The sequence below is a fragment of the Alterirhizorhabdus solaris genome (assembly GCF_007785815.1).
Lineage (GTDB): Bacteria > Pseudomonadota > Alphaproteobacteria > Sphingomonadales > Sphingomonadaceae > Alterirhizorhabdus > Alterirhizorhabdus solaris.
Genome location: NZ_VNIM01000044.1, coordinates 1 through 16,975 on the forward strand (window position 1 = coordinate 1; position 16,975 = coordinate 16,975).

A 16,975-nucleotide genomic window follows, 5' to 3' on the forward strand; every position below is an offset into this window, starting at 1 on the left:
GGTCGGGGCTCCGGGGGCTGCGTCGGACGGGCTCCAAGCGAGGGCGCGCCGCCGAGCAGCTCGGAAATGCGGCGCTCGATCTTGCGCTCCCAGCGCTCGCCACCGACGTCCGTGTGGATCATCCGGGCCAGGTGGGAAGGATGCTTCAGCGCCGACTTGTTGCCGGAGATCGACGGCCGCTTGAGGTCGAATGGCGCCCCCGCCGCGTTGAAGGCGAACATGGCGTTCCCCTTTTCGCCGAACTCCACGAAGACGCGGCCGCCCATCCGCATGATGAACGCGTTGTTGCGGGCTGTGCCGGCGTCGTCGAGGCGCAGCAGCCGTCCGGCCATCGCCTTGCGCAGCGCCCGGAAGTCGGGCGTCGGGTTCCGGTATGCCGCCTCGCCGAGCGCGAAGTGCATGTCGTCGATCCGGTCGACATAGCCCTTCCAGAAGGCAACCCGGCGCTGGTCGTTCAGGCGGTCTTCGGAGAGGAGCGAGAAGAACTTCTCGATGAGCGACAGCTTCAGCCACGAGGAGACCATCTGGCGCGCGGCGTCGCCGACGCCGGTCCAAAGCGTGTCGTTCCTCTCGAGCCACGGGTTGCCCCAGCGCGCGACGGAGAGGTCGCGCAGCACCGGGTCGACCTCGACGGCGGCACACCTCGCGTACCGGTCCAGCACCCGCGCCAGCGCGCTATCCGCGAGCAGGTCGTGTCCGGTGATCAACTCGACGACCCGCGGCATCACCCGCCTGAGCCGCGCGTCGTCGTAGGCCACGGCGGCGTCGATCTGCGCGTCGAAGATCCGGCGCATCAGCCACGACGAGTCGCCGACCCCGAGATCGCGCCTCAATGGCTCGAGCACCTCCTCATCGCCTTCCAGAAGAGCGGACCCATACCGGTCGCACGGCGCCTCCCCGAGCAGGTTCGGGTGCCCGTCGATCGTCGCTAGCCAGTCCGGCGGACTGCCCTGGCGCTCGAGCATCGGAAGGTTGTCGTTGAGGTACTCGCGCAGCATCGTCCAGTTGCGACGTCCCGCCTCGACCGCGTCGGCCGGGTCGTAGCGCACATAGCCATCAAGAAGTCCGCGCCAGCACCTGCGGTAGGGACGCCGGAGATCGCGGAAACCATCGACCTCATGGATCAGGTTCGGAAACCTGTCAGGATCCTCGATGAGAGACGACGCCTGCGGATCGCGCAGCGTGGTGCCCCAGCATACGAGGCGTGCCGCCTTCACGTCGGGAAGCCTGCCGGTCTCCCTGAACCTGGAGACCTGCTCGCGTAGGCGGTCCGGGGCTGCACCCGAGCCGGACCCGGCTCCGCCGAGCATCGCCCTCAGCTGGCGGACCTCCGCCCTCAATCTCGAGAGGTCGGGCTCTGGCACATTGCGAAGGGCCGCGTCCCCGAACGAGCGCATGCGCTCGCCGAGCCGTATCGCGCGGGGGCTCAGAGGGCGCATGCGCCGAACTCCCCGTCGTACGCTGCCACGGCCGGGGCGGTCGGCTCCTCGACGCCGAAGAACTCGAGCCGGAGCTCGATGCGGCGGCTGGCATCGAGGGACTCCCTGGCGGAATTGGACGAATAGCCCCCGACCAGGAAGAGCCTCCTGATCTCCTCCAGCTCCGACCGGCTCATCACGCGCTCGCCCGCGCCTGGCGCAGTCATGAGCGCGCAGAGCACCCGCTGGCTGCGCTGAAGGCTCAGGTTGAGGTTGTAGAGGTAGCTACCCCGCCGGTCGGTGAAGCCCTCCACGACGATTCGCTTGAGCCAGCGGCGGCCCGCGGCGTCGCGCGCGATCGCGAGGACCTCGGGTACGAAGGCGCGCAGCAGACGCTCCTGGTCAGGGCTCAGCGTGTGGCTGGACGTGTTGAACCTGGCGCGATCGCCGAAGTCGATGACCGCGCGGTTGCGGTCGACGCGGACGCCGGGTTGCCGATCCGCCGCCTTCTGTATGCGGCCCAGGAGCCGCTCGATCGCCTGCTGGCGCTGGCTCTCGAGTCGCTCCTGCTCCGTGATCGTCCGGGTGACCGCTAGGAGGGCGACGCTCATGACGAGCAGGAAAAGGACCATCAGAGCCGTCATCAGATCGGCGAACGAGATCCAGAAGGGCTTCTCGCCGTCGTCGCGACCCCGGTGGGCGACACTGATGCGCTGTCCGAACATTCAGCTCACGCCACCTTCCGCGTTCCCACCGGTAGCGCGAACTCCAGTTCCTGGATCGCCTCCTTCAGCAGGCCAGTGGCCTGGCTGAGCTCCTGGTGGAACTGGCGGTTGGCCTCGACGACGGTCCCCCGCATGCCGTCGGAGAACCTCTCGTGCGAGGTCGCGATGACCTGGGCCACCTCGTCCAGGAAGCCGTCCGCCTCCTGCTGGGCGGACGCGAGCCTCTGCGCCGCGCCCTCGATGCGCGACAGCACGTCGGCGGTCAGCGACGCCTCGCGTGACGCGACCTCCACCGTCTGCCTCAAGCCCTCCAGCATCGTGGCGACGGCATCGCGCGCGCTGCGGTAGTCGGTGACCACCGAGTCCAGGCTGCGGGCGGCGCCGGCGACGCTACCGGCGGCATCGGTCAGCCCGGTGGTGACCGCCGCCATGCGCGAGAAGCCGTCAGCGGCCTCGCGGCCCGAGGCCTCGAACCTTCCCGCGGCCGCCAGCAGGGTATCCGCGCCACCGTTCAGTCTCGCGAAGGCGTTCGCGGTCGTGGCCTCGATCCGGGAGACCATCTCACGCACCGCGTCCAGCATGCCGTCCACGTTGTTCGTCAGGGCGCCCACGCTCTCGCCCATCCCGCCCACGTGGCGCGCGGTGTCGGCCGACCGGCGGTCGTCCTCCTCCGTCTGGCGGCGCGAGCGCTCGTCCGCCTGGCGCTCGACGCCGGCGACCGCCTCGGCCAGCCTCCGGCCGAGCTCGCCGAGCATCTCCTCCAGCCTCGCGCGCGTCTCGTCCTGCGCGGCACCCTGGCCGGCCCGCATCTCGCCGAGCGCGGTGCGCAGCTCTTCGGTGATGGAGGCCTGCCTGCTCTCGGCCGACTGCACCGCCTCGAGCAGCTTGGCGGCCATGGCGTCGGTGGCGCGGGTGCCAGCGGTCTCCATGTTCGAGGTGAGCTCCTGGAGCCGGTCGACGGCGGTCTGCATCGCCTCCACCGTGCGCTGCTGCATGTCACCGATGCCCGACAGCTGCCCGCCGAACATGCCCTCGAGCCGGTCGCTGAAGCTCGCTAGCACGTCGGTCAGCAGGTGCGTGACCGCGGAGGACTGGTCCTGGCTGACCTGCCCGACGGCGCCTGCGATCTGGTCGAGCGGCTCCTTCAGTGCGGTCGTTAGCGCACTGGCTATCGAGCTGCCCAACTCGCCCGACCGCTCGTTCGTGGCCGCGATCTGCCGCTCCGCCAGGTCGGTGAGGATCTCCTTCAGGTCCGCGACGAGCGCGTCCTTGAGGATGCGCGTCTGCGCCGCGGACTCCTCGGACGAAGACACGAGGCGGGCGAGATACTCCTCACCAGCGCCAGCCTCATAGGTCGCGTCGACGCCGTGGTTCAACCGCGCGAGCTTCCCGTAGAGACCGTTCAGGCGGTACTTCTCCACGACGGTGGCGAGGATGGCGAGCAGGATCGCGAACGCAGACACCGTGAACGCCTCGCTCACGCCATTGAGAAGCGAGGTGAGACTGTGGCGAACGACGCCCGCGTCCTCCGAGATCTCGAAAGCCCGGAGACCCTTGAGCAAACCGAAGAACGTGCCGATGATCCCGATGCCGGTGAAGATGCCCGGCAGGTGCTTGAAGAACTCGGCGTGCACCCGGTTGTCGATCACGGCGTGCGGCGACAGGTACATCTCCGAGGGCACCGTCGAGCGCACCGCCACCTCGACCAGCTCGCCGGTCGCGGGGTCGAGCGCCTTCTGCGCATGGAGGGTCTCCCGGTACTCCTGCCAGATCTTCGCCAGTGGGACGTCGGCCGCGAAGCACGGGGTCAGGTCCCGCCCGCCGGCCGCGTGCGCCGCCTCCACCTTGCGGGCCACGTCGTCGAGGGTGGCGCCAAGATGGTTCGCCGGCAGCAGGAAGTAGCGCACGAACCCGACGGCGAAGCCGATCAGGAAGATGGCGACCAAGATCGGTACGATCGGAACATCCGAGAACATCATCTAGCGTCAATCCCCCCGGCGACGCCCCCCGGCGCCACTCCGTCCGGAGAAGACGACCCGGATGTCGGCATGCTGCTACAAGATCGCCGGCGTTTCAAAGACTAACCGCTGGCCACTTGTGAGAATGTACTACCCCCAAGGCCGAAGGCTATGGAATTCGGCCGGTAAATAGGACAGCATCGTCAGCGAGGGGGCTGTCATGGAAGGTTCGGGAGGCTGGCTCGCGCGAGTCGCGAGGCGCTTCGGCGCTATGCTGGGCGGACACGACGCCGTCGACGACGGCCAGTCCGCCGACGCCCGCTTCGCCGCGCCGCCTGCGCCGCCGACGCATTCCGAGGAACGGCCCTCCGCAGAGGTCGCCGGGCATCCCGGCGTACGCGCGGACGCCAGCGGTCGCTACGTCTCCGGCGGTTACTCGTTCTCCACCCTCGCGCAGGCGATCGACCACGAGCGCAGGCGTCAAACGCCCGCGGCACCGGCCCCGGCGTCGCCGGTCGCCGCGCCTGCGGCCCAGGGGAGGGCGACGCCACGCTGGATCCCCGCTCCCGAGACGATCTCGGCGGGCGGAAGGTCGTTCACCGCGGACATGGTCTACCATGGCACGCCGCTCCGCTACGATCCGCGACACGACCAGTCCCGGATAGACCCCACGCTGCGCGTCGATCCGCGGGGCGACCCCTACGGCACCACGCTCGACTACTGGCCGTCCTACCAGGGTCTCGATCCGCGCGCGCGGGCGACCTACATCTCCTGGCTCGAAGGCGGCCGCGACGACCGGGCCATCCCCGTCGGCTACGTCTTCGTGTTCTTCTACGGCCTGGAGCAGCGCCTGCTGCTCGACGACTCGAGGGACGAGGCCCCACCGATCCTGGCGGAGACCCGCCGGCTCCTTGCGCTCCACGGCGACAACCACTCGTTCCGATCCTACGCGGGCAGGCTGCTGGCGCTGTCCGCCCTCTACGAGGACCAGGACGACGCGCCGCCGACCGCGGCATGCGCCCAGAACTACGACCTTGAGATCCCGCTCGACGTACGCGTGCGCCTCGGGCGCAGGCTCCGCGACGGAAAGGCCTTCGACGCCGACGATGCGCTGCGCTGGGTCCTGGCGCTCCCGGACGTCTACCTGCGTACGCCCGGCCAGCGATGCTTCGAGGAGCTGCGGGCACTGTGGTCGCTGCGGTTTGCGGCGCGCTATCCCGAGGGCCTCACGATCCGGCGACCCAGGGCCACGCTCAAGCACGAGTACCGGGCCGCGAGCGGCAAGTTCACCGCCAGCCTGGACGTCGGCGAGCTGCCCGACGTGTCGGGGACCATGGGCGTCCTCGGGCCGCTACGGGCACTGCTGGAACTCTGCATGGAGGACCTCTCCCAGTTCAGCCGCCTGCTCGGACGCGAACCCGAAGCGCGCGGCATGCTCCGCGCCGACCTCCTGCTGCCGGCCGAGCTGCGCGAGGGCAGCGCCCGCCTGACCTCGTGCCGCGAGAAGCTCGCCGTGATCGTGTCGGGAACCAGTCGCGGCGTGCTGACGGCCGCCGAGCTGGCGCGGATGCTGGACATCGAGCCGGAACCCGGGGCCGACAAGCTGTCCGCCAGTCTGGTCAGGCAGATCGTCACCGCCCTCGACGCGCTCCACCATGGGTGCGAACCGGACCGCCGGTACGGCCCAGGCTCGAGCCTCCGCGCCCAAGCGCCAGTCGCGCTCTTCGCCATGCAGGGAGGCGGACCCGTGGATCACGAGCGCCCCGCGTACGCCGCCGCGCGGACGATGGTCGAGATCGGCATGCTGGCGGCCGCCTCCGACGGCGAGGTGGTCGATGCGGAACTCGACACGGTCGAGCGCCGGCTCCGCTCGCTGCCCGACCTGTCGGAGCACGAGGTGGCGCGCCTCATGGCGTGCGGTCGCGCGCTCGCCGCGGACCCGCCAAAGGTCCGCTCGGCGCTGAAGCGCCTTGCCGAGGTGGCGCCCGGACAGCGCGTGGCGCTGGCGGCGTCCGCGGTCGAGGCGGTGCTCGCGGACGGAACGGTGCAGCCGGACGAGGTCAAGTTCCTCGAGGCCCTCCATGCGGCGCTCGGCCTGCCGGCCGCGGCGCTCTACGCCTCGCTCCACCGCGGCGCCGAGGACGCGGGTCCGGTGACGGTTTCCACCGGTGGCGCCGAGCGGCTCGTGCCCATCCCTCCGGAGCGGCCGGCAGGCGCCGTCCCCATCGACGCCGCCAGGCTCGAGCGTATCCGGGGCGAGACGACGCGCGTGTCGGCGCTGCTGGCGACGATCTTCGTGGAGGACGAGCCGGAGGCGCAGCAGCAGGCCGCACGCGCTCCAGCCGAGGCGGGTGCAATCGACGGTCTCGACGCTCCGCACTCGAAGCTGCTGCTCGCGCTCCTCGCCGGTCCGCTCGGTAGGGACGACTTCGATGCGGCGGCAACCGCTCTGCGGCTGATGCCGGACGGGGCGATCGAGACGATCAACGAGTGGGGCTTCGACCGCTTCGGCGAGCCGGTCCTCGACGATGACGACGCGGTCCGGGTGTCGCCCGACGTCATCGATCAGCTAGAATCCCTGGGAGCCTCAGCTTGAGTTCAATCCGCCGCAAGGACCGCGACCTGATCCTGCAGGCGCTATCGGCCGGCGTCGTCCCGCGCGTCGGGCTGCGCCACATCCAGGTCGGCCGCTCCCGCGAGGTCGAGGCGCTGGTGCGCGACATCGACCGGATCGCCGATACCGGCTCATCGATGCGCTTCGTCATCGGCGAGTACGGCGCGGGCAAGACCTTCTTCCTCAACCTCGTGCGCCTGATCGCGCTCGAGCGGAAGTGCGTCACAGTCCACGCAGACTTGGCGCCCGACCGGCGCGTCCACGCCACCGGCGGGCAGGCGAGGGGGCTCTACGCGGAGGCGGTCCGCAACATGGCGACGCGGACGCGGCCGGAGGGCGGCGCGCTGCCGAGCGTCGTCGAGCGCTTCGTCACCGAGTGCGTGCGCGAGGCCGAGGCGGCCGGCAGCCCGGTCGAGCGCACCATCGACCGCCGCCTCGCGCCGCTCCTCGACATGCTCGGCGGCCACGACTTCGCCGCCGTGCTGAAGGCGTACTGGCGGGGACACGAGGACGGCGACGACGCGCTCAAGTCGTCCGCGCTCCGCTGGCTCCGCGCGGAGTACGCCACCAAGACCGAGGCGCGGCAGGCGCTGCCGGTGCGCAGCATCATCGACGACTCCGACGTCTACGACACCTTCAAGCTGCTCTCGGGCTTCGTGCGCATCGCGGGTTACGCCGGCATGCTCGTGGTGTTCGACGAGATGGTGAACCTCTACAAGCTGCAGAGCTCGCAGGCGCGCAACCAGAACTACGAGCAGATCCTGCGGATGCTCAACGACGTCCTGCAGGGGAACGTGGAGGGCCTCGGCTTCGTGTTCGGGGGCACGCCCGACTTCCTGCTCGACAGCCGCCGCGGCCTCTACAGCTACCACGCGCTGCAGTCGCGGCTAGCCGAGAACAGCTTCGCCACCGATGGACGGGTGGACATGAGCGGACCGGTGCTCCGGCTGCAGAGCCTGTCGCCTGAGGACCTTCTGATCCTTCTTTCGAACATCCGCGCCGTCTTCGCGCTCGACGATCCGGCGGCCCACCTCGTGCCCGACGAGGCGCTGACGGCATTCATGGAGCACTGCAACCGGCGGATCGGAGAGGCCTACTTCCGGACGCCCCGCAACACGATCAAGGCCTTCGTGCAGTTCCTGTCGGTGCTCGAGCAGAACCCCGAGACGGACTGGCGCGAACTGCTCGGCGGGGTGGCGCCCGAGGCCGAGGAGGATGCCAGCGACGAGGAGGCGGACGACGAGCTTGTCGACCTCCGGATCTGAGGCCACGTCCTTCGACCGGCTCCATCGGGAGGTCCGGCGGTGGATCCGCGAGCAGGGCTGGACGGGGCTGCGCGACATCCAGGACCAGGCGACCCGGACCATCCTCGGCTCGGGTTCGGACGTAGTGATTATGGCGGCGACCGCGTCGGGCAAGACCGAGGCGGCATTCCTGCCGCTGCTCACGCAGGCGGCGGAGGCGGGGCCCGGCGGGCTGCGCGTGCTGTACGTCAGTCCGCTGAAGGCCCTGATCAACGACCAGCATAGGCGCCTGGAGCTGCTCTGCGAGCGTCTGGAGTTGCCCCTGACGCGCTGGCACGGCGATGCCCCGGCCGGCGCCAAGAGGCGGCTGCTCGGCCGGCCGGAGGGCGTCGCCCTGATCACGCCGGAGTCGATCGAGGCGCTGCTGCTGCGGAGGCCGGCGGAGGCCGCGCACCTGTTCCGGGGACTGCAGTCGATCGTCATCGACGAGCTGCACGCGTTCCTGAAGGGCCCGCGCGGCCTCCACCTCGCGTCGCTGCTGCGAAGGGTGGACCGGCTGTGCGACTCGCGGCCCCGCCGGGTCGGCCTGTCCGCGACGCTCGGCGACGAGACGTCGGGCAAGCGCTGGCTCGACCCCGCCCGGCCGGACGCGGCGGTCGTGCTCCGGTCCGAGGCGAAGGGTCCAGGCCTCAAGCTGCAGATCCGCGGCTATGCCGAGCCGCCCGACGCGGACGGGATCGACGAGCTGGCGGAGGACGGCGCCCAGGATGCGCTCAGCCGGATCGCCGACCACCTCTACGGCCACCTGCGAGGGTCCAACAACCTCGTCTTCGGCGGCTCGCGCCGGACCGTCGAGGCGCTGGCCGACCGGCTGCGCCAGCGCTGCGTCCGGAACGGCGTGCCGGAGGAGTTCTTCCCGCACCACGGGAGCCTCTCCAAGGAGCTGCGCGAGACGCTGGAGCTGCGGCTGAAGGCCGGTGACTTGCCGACGACGGCCGTGGCCACCACGACGCTGGAGCTCGGGATCGACCTCGGGAGCGTCGCCTCCGTCGCGCAGATCGGGGCGCCCAAGTCGCTCGCGAGCCTGAAGCAGCGGCTCGGCCGAAGTGGGAGGCGGGGCGAACCAGCCGTGCTGCGCATCTACGTCCGCGAGAAGCACCTGGCCGCCGACTCCGACCCGCTCGACCAGCTGCGGCTGGGGACGGTACGGGCGGTCGCGGCCGTGCGGCTCCTGCTCGAGGGATTCGTGGAGCCCGCCACTCTGGACCCGTCCCTCGCGACAGTCGCGCTGCACCAGACGCTCTCGACCATAGCGTCCGCCGGCGGAATCCGCCCTGCCGCCGCGCACCGTGCGATCTGCGGACGCGACAGCTACCTGAGGATGGAGCCCGGCGACTACGCCGACCTGCTTCGCGGCGTCGGACGGCAGGGTGTGGACCTGCTGGAGCAGTCGTCGGACGGGCTGCTGATGCTCGGCCCCGCCGGCGAGCGGATGACGGAGGGACGGGACTTCTACGCGGTGTTCCAGACCGACGAGGAGTGGCGGCTGGTCTCCAGCGGCCGCACCCTTGGAACGGTGCCGATCTCCAACGTGCTCGGGATCGGATCGCTGGTCGGCTTCGCCGGCCGGCGCTGGCGCGTCGAGGCCGTCGACGACCGCGCCAAGGTGCTGGAGGTGCTGCCGCACCGCTCCGGGCGCCTACCCAAGTTCGATCCCGTGACCGGCGAGGCGGTGCATGGCCGGCTGTCGAAGATGATGCGCTGTGTCCTCGAGGACGCGGAGGAGCCCAGCTACGCAGATCCGCAAGCACGGGCCTTCCTGGCGGAAGCACGCTCGGCATACCGCCGGCTCGGCGTGGACACCCGGAGCGTGGTCGAGGCCGGCGGCGACGCCTACCTCATGACCTGGGCCGGGACCGCCGTGAACGATCTCCTTGCGATCCTCGTGCAGGCCGCCGGCGTGGAGTGCGAGGCGAACGACGTCGGGATCATCGCGGTCGAGTGCGGCGCCGACGAGCTCGTCCGCCTGCTCGCCTCCGTCATTGAGTTCCCGTCGGTGGAGAGCCTTTCCGGATTCGTCGAGAACCTCCGCTCGGCGAAGCTGGATGAGTTCGTCGACGAGAACCTGCTTCGACGGCTTTGGGCAGCCCGTAATGTTCCGGTACGGCAGGAGGCAATTACGGTCCTTGCTGAGGCACTCGAGCGCGTTTGAAGGCGGCGTCGGAGCCCGGGCGGTCTCGACCTCTGACCGGTGAGACCGGCGGTGGCCCGCCATGAACTCGTCGACATAAGGAATATGCCATTGCAGCCATGACCGCCCCGGTCGATGCCAGAAGGCGGGCTTCCCGGCAGATGACGTGCGCACGAAACTCGCCCATATATAAGCTGCGGCAAACCCAAGTTGTACGTTCGGGAGAACATCGCCACGAGGTAGGCTACAGGCGCTTCTTTCTCGCGGAGGCAATCGGCAAGTACTTCGACGCCGATACCAAGATGCGCCATCGCCTCTACGCTGCGGCGCTCCAGCTGTTTGCACCCATGCTGACGAACGTCGCTCGCAAGGCGTTCGACCACTGGCGCGACCGACGCGTCATCGCCCGACGGTCAAGTGGCGGATCGACCCAACACGACACGCCGGCGTCCGAAGAAAGCCGCCGATCCAAAGACCGAGAGCGACCTGAAGGCCGATAGGAGGTGACTATCAAGAGGTTGACGAGCGGAAGCCCGTCGAAGACATCGGATGGCATGAGCGATGAACTCACGCGCTATCTCGCTGCCTTCACGAAACAGGCGCAGATTGCTGGACTTCCCGTGCGTCGCCCAGGCAGGAACTGGTCGCCCTTGGAGCCGCTCGACCGGAGATCACATGTCAGTCTCAGCGTTACGCGGCACCGCATCCAAGTGAACCTCAACAACGAGGACGACGACGCCGGAACGAAACTCGCTAGGCTGCATGCTGACCGGTTCGCTATCGAGGAGGAGGTTGGAGAGACGCTCCTGTGGGAGAAAAAGGCCGGCCAAAGAAAAAGCGCCGTCCGCGCGGCGTTGATGGCTGGCTATGCAGATCGGAACTGGGACAGTCAGCACGCGTGGGCTATCGGAATGATGAGGCATTTTCAGCGAAGCTTTGGAATACGCCTCGACTAATCGCGACTGTTGATCGCGACTTAGGGGATCCGGAACACGGTCAAGCTTGGCAGAGCGCCGACCTTAGGCTCCAGAGTTCAACATGTTTAAGGAAGACAATCATCACGCTTCACTCACCAGGGACGGTGAACGACATTGGATCAGCTAATTGGAAGTCCTGCCCATTCGGTGAGCTGCTGATCCTGCCTTAGTCTAAGACGGCGCCAAGTCAGCCCGTCGAATATCGCGTCGCGGGTAGCGGTCATCTCGACGGGCAGCGCGGCCCCGGCTTCGCACGCGAACCGAGCAGCTAGCGCTTCATTGCTCATCCAGGCGTTGTCCCACCAAGTGATAATCGCGGTCCGCGCGGCGGCTAGCGCGTTCGCACTGGGCAGGAGGTCGCGCTTCTCCCGCTGATTGAGCGTTCGGTGCGACGGCATGAGGTTCCAGAGGTCACCGCAGGGCCACGCCGACCAAGGCAGGCAATGATCAATGTCGAGCGTCGTATCTGACAGCGGCCGGTCCGACCAAACGCAGTGCAGGCGTTCTCCCCGCCGGAGCCTGTCGACTGCTATATCGCGCGCAACCGACACATCACGTCGAGGTTCTATCCAGGCCAGGGCCGCCTCAAGTTCGCCTGGAACCGTGCTTCTGCCTTGCCGTTCCATGTAGCCGCGCATGAGGCGCGCCCATTCCGCCGCTAATACCGGTTCGATCCAGACGCCAAGCCGTTGCATCGTCCGCCAAACATGTCCGGGAACGGCGAGTCTGCCGAACGCGCCCAAGGCGTCGGTACCCAGCGCGATTGCCGAACCACGTGACGAGCGAGCCGTCGCGGCGGTAAACACGCGCTGCTCCGAGTTCGGGTAGCGGATGAAGTTCGCGGGCATGGTGGCAATCGTGCGCGATGCGTCGGCGATCGCGCCAGCCACGGCCTTGGCGCGCTCACCGGAAAAGGTGGCGCCCACCCGGAAGTCCAAGGGCGCTATCCCATCGGCCAGAAGAGCCCGGAAGCCTTCTTTCGCGAAGCCAAGCCCGTCCGGACCGGCGTTCCCGGGCATCTGGGGCAAGCCGCAACGTACGAGCGGCAGATACATGCGCACCCAGTTTAGCGCTACGGCACCAAGCGGCACTTCGACGCTATCGTCAGTGGGGTGCGGCACGCCAAAGCTTGGTGTCCGGTCCGCGATCTTCGCGATCGCCCGCAGCAAACCGAGCTTGTAGGTTGAGGACTTGTCATCGTTCAGGACGATCCCTCGCAGCAACGGCAGCGCTCCTGCTCCGTCATCGGGCAAGGTCATGGCGAGGGTGGTCCATGCTACGCCAGGGCGTCCTAGCGCATCTGACGCGGGAGCGACGCGGGCGATCGTCAGGCCATGGTTCCGAGCAAGCGCCTCGATCTCTCCAGTCGTCACATCATACATGGGCCGATCGGGTGGCGCCGGCCCATGGCGCAACGTAACGATCAACAGCCCGCCCGGTTTGAGTAGCGTGGCGAGCTTACGGAACGCGCGCTGTCTCTCATGAGGCGCGACGTGCTGCCACACGCCCGATAGCAGGATCAGGTCAAAAGAAAGGGCTAGCGCGTGAGTGGCGTTCAGCCCAGGCAGCCGATCATCGAGCCACCGGATGTGATCGTTGCGGTGCAACTTGCGAGCTTCCGTCCGCATGCCGGCTGCGGGTTCAACAGCGACCACGTCGTAGCCCAGTGCAGCCAGCCAAGCGGCATCGCGTCCCGACCCCGCGCCGACATCAAGGGCAAGGTGGTCGGCGCCAAGCCGGATGAGGTCGGAGAAGGTAGACCGGTAGGCAATCTGGTCGACGCGTTCATACTCCGCCGCGAGACTGGAAGCCTGCGCGTCGTAGGCCGCGACAGGGTCGTGAAAAGCGGGATCGTTCATTGCGATGGAGCGTCCACGATGCGTCGGCGGGACGCAACAGGGTTGCCAATGATGTTACCCAGAGCGATGTTTTCGCGGTGGTTGGGATCTTCGTCGGTGTGACACACAAGCCGTGGTTTGACCACCTGGCGAGCCTGCATCCGGCAGACGTGAACTTCTGGCAGCCGTCCGGATCAGGCGAGTTCAAGGCGTTGAAGCCTGGCGACCTGTTTCTGTTCAAATTGAAGGCGCCCTGGAACGCGATCGCAGGCGGCGGTGTATTCGAGCATGCGAGCCTCGCGCCGCTATCGCTCGCTTGGGAGGCGTTCGGCGAAGCGAATGGCAATGAAAGCCTGGGCGAGATGCGCAGCACCATCGCGAAGCTAAAGCGTGTGCGACCGCTCGGCGATCGGGAAGACCCCGTCATTGGGTGCAGGATCCTGACGCAGCCATTCTTCTGGCCCGCGGACCGCTGAATACCGACACCCGCAAACTTCTCGGCCAACACGGTTGTTGGCCGGGGCTACTCCACCGATCAGCCTGATGGGCTGGCGTTGTGGCGGGAGGTGCAAGAGCGATTAGCCGCGACGCCAGCCGCACCTCAGGTTTCAACCGGCGACCGGTTCGGTAGTCCGACGGTGATGCGACGGCGCCTGGGGCAGGGAGCCTTTCGCCTCGCAGTTACCGATGGCTATGGGCGACGCTGCGCCGTGTCCGGCGAGCGGACGCTGCCGATCCTCGATGCGGCTCATATTCGATCTTTCGCCTCGGGAGGCGAGCACGCCGTGTCCAACGGCCTGTTGCTGCGAACGGACATCCACAAGCTGTTCGATCGAGGCTATGTCACCTTCGATAGCGAGCTTCGCTTTGCCGTGTCAGAGCGTCTAAAGGCCGACTTCGACAACGGCGTCCATTACTATGCAATGCAGGGCACGACGCTGGCACGACCGATCGCCGGCTTCGATCCGCCGTCCTCCGAGGCGTTACGCTGGCATCGGGACAATGCATATCTCGGATGAGTTCGGACCTGTGCTGCCGAGCCGGAGACTAGATCCCATCTCGTTTTCAGATCCCAATCTCGAAGATTTTCCCACGGGCGGTGTCGATATCGAGCGCCTTCTCGGGTGTCGTGGTCGGCTTATCAGCCCCGCTATCCTTGCCATTGTTCGCCGCGCTCGGTCGTCCAGTGCGAGGGATGCCGCCGGCAGTCTCGAGTGACGAGGTCTTGCCGCCAGCGTTGCGAACAAGCTGACGCTGCAGGCCATCCGCGCGATCAACGATCAGGGTCAGCGTATCCCGAAGCCGCGTGACCGTGACCAGGAAGGTCTGCTGGTTAACGAGCTTGGTATCGCGCGTTTCCATTACCGCGATGCCGGCGTCGGAGGTCAGTCCCTGCGCCATATGAGCGTTGAGTGCATAGGCGAGGTCGAGCCGCTGCAACATCGGGTCATCCCGCTTGAATTCGAGCTTCACGCCGAGCGAGGTTTCGATGCTGACAACCCCACGATCGATCCCGACGATCTGCGCCCGGTCGGCGTTAAACAGCCCACGCTTATGATCGCTGGCGGTCCAGCGAATGCGGTCGCGTTCGTGGATCGTGAGATCCTTGCGCTCGTACAACTGCAGCCCGGTATCGCGCGTGGGTCTGAGCCGATCAGGCCGGAACGTCCGCTCCTTTGCATCGGCGCCGCGGACCCGGACCGTGCCCGCCGTCGGGTCGACCGCCACGACCTCAGCGCGACCTTTAGCCAGCCGAACTCCGTCGCTTCGTTCCGCCACATCGAGCACCATGCCGGGAGCATAATTCTGGACGTACCGCAGCTCCTCGTTGGTGAGATTGACCCGCTCCAGCACGGTCAAGTCGAGGCTCGCCGGACCGATCTCCCCGCGTGCCAGCAAGCCTTCCTGAACCGTGCGGTTGATGTCGCCCCGCAACCGTCGACCAGATGCATAGATGGCGGTGTGCGATCGTTCGTCCGGTGCCAGCGCCAGCCATCTTCCCGCAGCTTCCTCAGCACCGCGTCCGGGTGCCTCGATCGTAAAGGGCTCCAGTGCGGCCATGGCCTTCTCGACATTGCCGATCTGCGCCGCTGCCGCAGCCGTTTTCACGGCCTCGCCGCGCGCGCGGATATTCTGCGGCATGTGCGCGGTGGTCGCGCCGGCCTGCTGCATTACTGAGAAGGGTTTGCCTGCATCGACCGCGCCGAGCTGTCTCGCATCGCCGACGAAGGCCATCCGCCCGACGCCGAGCAGGTTGGCGAGCTCGACCAGCTTCAGTTGATCGGCGTTCGACAGCATCGAGGCCTCGTCGACGAGGATGGCGGTGCCGCCGAACGTCGCCCGCGCCTCGGTCAGCGCGCCCGTGTATGGGCGCTCGCCGAGCACCGGTGCATTGGCTCGCAAGAACCGCGCAACGGTCATCGACCGAATGCCGGTCTCGCGCTCGAGCATCTGGACGAGCGTGTTCTGGACGGCGAGCCCCAGCACCTTCTGGCCGCTCTCCTCGATCAGCCTGGCAGCGGGGGCCAGCATGCTGCTCTTGCCCGCGCCAGCGACACCCTGGACGGCGATGATGCGGTCGGTGGAGGACAGCAGGAGGACGCCTGCAGCCTCCTGACCGGGGTTCAGCACGATACCTGAATTGGACTGCGCCTTGTCGCGCAGAGCGGCACCGGCATCGCCGAGAGGCAGGAAGCTGGTGCCGGCGCCGCGCCCTGCATCCACGGCCGAGAGCATCCGTCGCTCGACCGCGAGACCCTGGGCCGTCGTCATCATGTCCTCGGCGCGCCCAGTACCTGGAACGAGCTGACCGGTTCGCGTGAGGGCGGCCACGCGCGCCTCGATCTGATCGATGCCCGTGGGCAGGCCTATGTCCAGCGCAGCCTTGTAGATGTCGGTGGTCTTGAACGCGGCTTCGCGCTGCTCGAGGTGACGCAGCGCAGAGGCCACTGCATGCGCTGCGGCGACCTCGGCCGGACCCTTGAAGCGCATATTGCGGGGCAAATAGGGATCGGACCTAACAAGGCCGAGCCGATCAGAAAGCGCACCGACGAGCTCGCGCCCGCGTGCCGTCGCGGTACCCGCAGCCACTGCCAGACGCTCCCACGGAGATGGCGCAGCATTTTCCCGCGCCCGTGCTTGCTCGATCAGTCCGGGAAGGTCGAGACCGGCCGCTCGGGCGCTCTCACGCCAGCCCTCGTAAAGCGCCTCACGGTCTGCGACGGGTGCTTTCCTCGACCGTGTCATCAGCGTCGCGGCCGCGAACGCCTCGGGGGTCTTCTGCGCCATCTCGGCGACCTTGGCGAGGATCTGCTGGCGCCGCGTGCTGAACGCCATGATCAGGTTGCGGCCGATCCCTTCGGCTTCGAAATTGCCATGCTTGCCGCGGTCGCTGACAGCGTAACCCAGCGCCTCCACCTTGTCGCGGAAGCTCGCCATCGTCATCGCGTTGAACAGGGTGTTCAATGACCAGAGCTTGTCGTTGTGGAGCGCGCGCCACTTGCCATCCGACCCTTGGGTGGCGTTCGCCACGATTGCGTGAAGGTGCGCCTGCGGCTCCTGCTCGCGGCTGGTATCGTGCTCGAACAGGGCGACGATCAGGTTGCCGGTGGCGACCACCTTCTCCTTGTCCTTCACCTCCATCCGGGTCTCGGCGGCATTGCGCTCGGCCCAGCCGAGCGTTTCCTTCACTGCTGCGCGATAGGCGTCGAGGATGCGTCGATCGCCGCCCACAAGAGCCAGCAGCGACCAGCTCTTGGGCAGGGAGAAGGTGAGGTCGATGCCGGCGCGGTGGCGGTCTGGATTGCCGATTTGCGAGCCATCGGGAAGGCTGCCCTTCAGCAGCGCCTCGAACGTCTCCTTGTCGACCGCCCCAGTAAGCCCGAGCGCGTCTGCGCCCTTGCCGAACCACTCGCCCGACGTCTCGGCTTCGCCGGGCGAATAGTAGTTATCGGCGGCAAAATAGCCGGCGGCGCCCTTGGCGGAGCGGACGGTTGCGACCGACAGCATGG

11 protein-coding genes are annotated in these 16,975 nt (G+C 67.8%); 6 read left to right on the forward strand and 5 right to left on the reverse strand.

Annotated elements, in window-relative coordinates:
* From FOY91_RS11750 to zorA, 3 genes are all read right to left on the reverse strand, one after another.
* A partial coding sequence (locus tag FOY91_RS11750) for an EH signature domain-containing protein (protein WP_145151888.1) occupies window positions 1-1,439 on the reverse strand: 1,439 nt, incomplete at its 3' end.
* A complete protein-coding gene (locus FOY91_RS11755) occupies window positions 1,427-2,143 on the reverse strand; it encodes an OmpA/MotB family protein (RefSeq protein ID WP_145151891.1) in 717 nt (238 codons plus the stop codon). The genes FOY91_RS11750 and FOY91_RS11755, both read right to left, overlap by 13 nt.
* A 5-nt stretch (window positions 2,144-2,148) precedes the next feature.
* Window positions 2,149-4,122, reverse strand: coding sequence for an anti-phage ZorAB system protein ZorA (zorA, locus tag FOY91_RS11760; protein ID WP_145151894.1), 1,974 nt, complete (start codon window positions 4,120-4,122; stop codon window positions 2,149-2,151).
* 199 nt (window positions 4,123-4,321) lie between these two features.
* On the opposite strand from zorA, the gene FOY91_RS11765 reads away from it, so the two are divergent.
* The 4 genes from FOY91_RS11765 (at window position 4,322) to FOY91_RS11780 (ending at window position 11,106) form a co-directional block, all read left to right on the forward strand.
* On the forward strand, window positions 4,322-6,697 hold the full coding sequence (locus tag FOY91_RS11765; RefSeq protein WP_145151897.1) for a tellurite resistance TerB family protein: 2,376 nt from the start codon (window positions 4,322-4,324) through the stop codon (window positions 6,695-6,697).
* Window positions 6,694-7,980 carry an ATP-binding protein gene (locus FOY91_RS11770; protein ID WP_145151900.1) on the forward strand — a complete coding sequence of 429 codons (1,287 nt, stop codon included), beginning with the start codon at window positions 6,694-6,696 and terminating at the stop codon, window positions 7,978-7,980. The genes FOY91_RS11765 and FOY91_RS11770 overlap by 4 nt, the downstream gene beginning before the upstream one ends.
* Complete coding sequence (locus tag FOY91_RS11775) at window positions 7,961-10,171, forward strand: DEAD/DEAH box helicase (protein WP_238995646.1); 2,211 nt, start codon at window positions 7,961-7,963, stop codon at window positions 10,169-10,171. Before FOY91_RS11770 ends, FOY91_RS11775 begins: the two co-directional genes overlap by 20 nt.
* Window positions 10,172-10,704: 533 nt before the next feature.
* Complete coding sequence (locus FOY91_RS11780) at window positions 10,705-11,106, forward strand: DUF4268 domain-containing protein (RefSeq protein ID WP_145151906.1); 402 nt, start codon at window positions 10,705-10,707, stop codon at window positions 11,104-11,106.
* 140 nt (window positions 11,107-11,246) lie between these two features.
* Here the strand turns inward: FOY91_RS11780 and FOY91_RS11785 are convergent, their stop codons facing one another.
* The gene (locus FOY91_RS11785; protein ID WP_145151909.1) at window positions 11,247-12,986 is read right to left on the reverse strand and encodes a class I SAM-dependent methyltransferase; all 1,740 of its coding nucleotides are present in this window, start codon (window positions 12,984-12,986) and stop codon (window positions 11,247-11,249) included.
* Between FOY91_RS11785 and FOY91_RS22000 the strand changes: the two genes are divergently transcribed.
* Window positions 12,986-13,441, forward strand: coding sequence for a hypothetical protein (locus FOY91_RS22000; RefSeq protein ID WP_203234553.1), 456 nt, complete (start codon window positions 12,986-12,988; stop codon window positions 13,439-13,441). The two genes, FOY91_RS11785 and FOY91_RS22000, sit on opposite strands and share 1 nt — an antisense overlap.
* 234 nt (window positions 13,442-13,675) lie before the next feature.
* Complete coding sequence (locus tag FOY91_RS22005; protein WP_203234554.1) at window positions 13,676-13,984, forward strand: HNH endonuclease; 309 nt, start codon at window positions 13,676-13,678, stop codon at window positions 13,982-13,984.
* Window positions 13,985-14,030: 46 nt separating this feature from the next.
* Here the strand turns inward: FOY91_RS22005 and mobF are convergent, their stop codons facing one another.
* A complete protein-coding gene (gene mobF / locus FOY91_RS11795) occupies window positions 14,031-16,973 on the reverse strand; it encodes a MobF family relaxase (RefSeq protein ID WP_145151912.1) in 2,943 nt (980 codons plus the stop codon).
* Between the last annotated feature and the right edge of the window lie 2 nt (window positions 16,974-16,975).

What these genes read in the sequence shown, in the direction of transcription:
- zorA (WP_145151894.1), bottom strand. Translation starts at nt 4,122, where the DNA reads ATGATGTTCTCGGATGTTCCGATCGTACCGATCTTGGTCGCCATCTTC.
- FOY91_RS11780 (WP_145151906.1), top strand. Translation starts at nt 10,705, where the DNA reads ATGAGCGATGAACTCACGCGCTATCTCGCTGCCTTCACGAAACAGGCG.
- mobF (WP_145151912.1), bottom strand. Translation starts at nt 16,973, where the DNA reads ATGCTGTCGGTCGCAACCGTCCGCTCCGCCAAGGGCGCCGCCGGCTAT.
- FOY91_RS11755 (WP_145151891.1), bottom strand. Translation starts at nt 2,143, where the DNA reads ATGTTCGGACAGCGCATCAGTGTCGCCCACCGGGGTCGCGACGACGGC.
- FOY91_RS11765 (WP_145151897.1), top strand. Translation starts at nt 4,322, where the DNA reads ATGGAAGGTTCGGGAGGCTGGCTCGCGCGAGTCGCGAGGCGCTTCGGC.
- FOY91_RS11785 (WP_145151909.1), bottom strand. Translation starts at nt 12,986, where the DNA reads ATGAACGATCCCGCTTTTCACGACCCTGTCGCGGCCTACGACGCGCAG.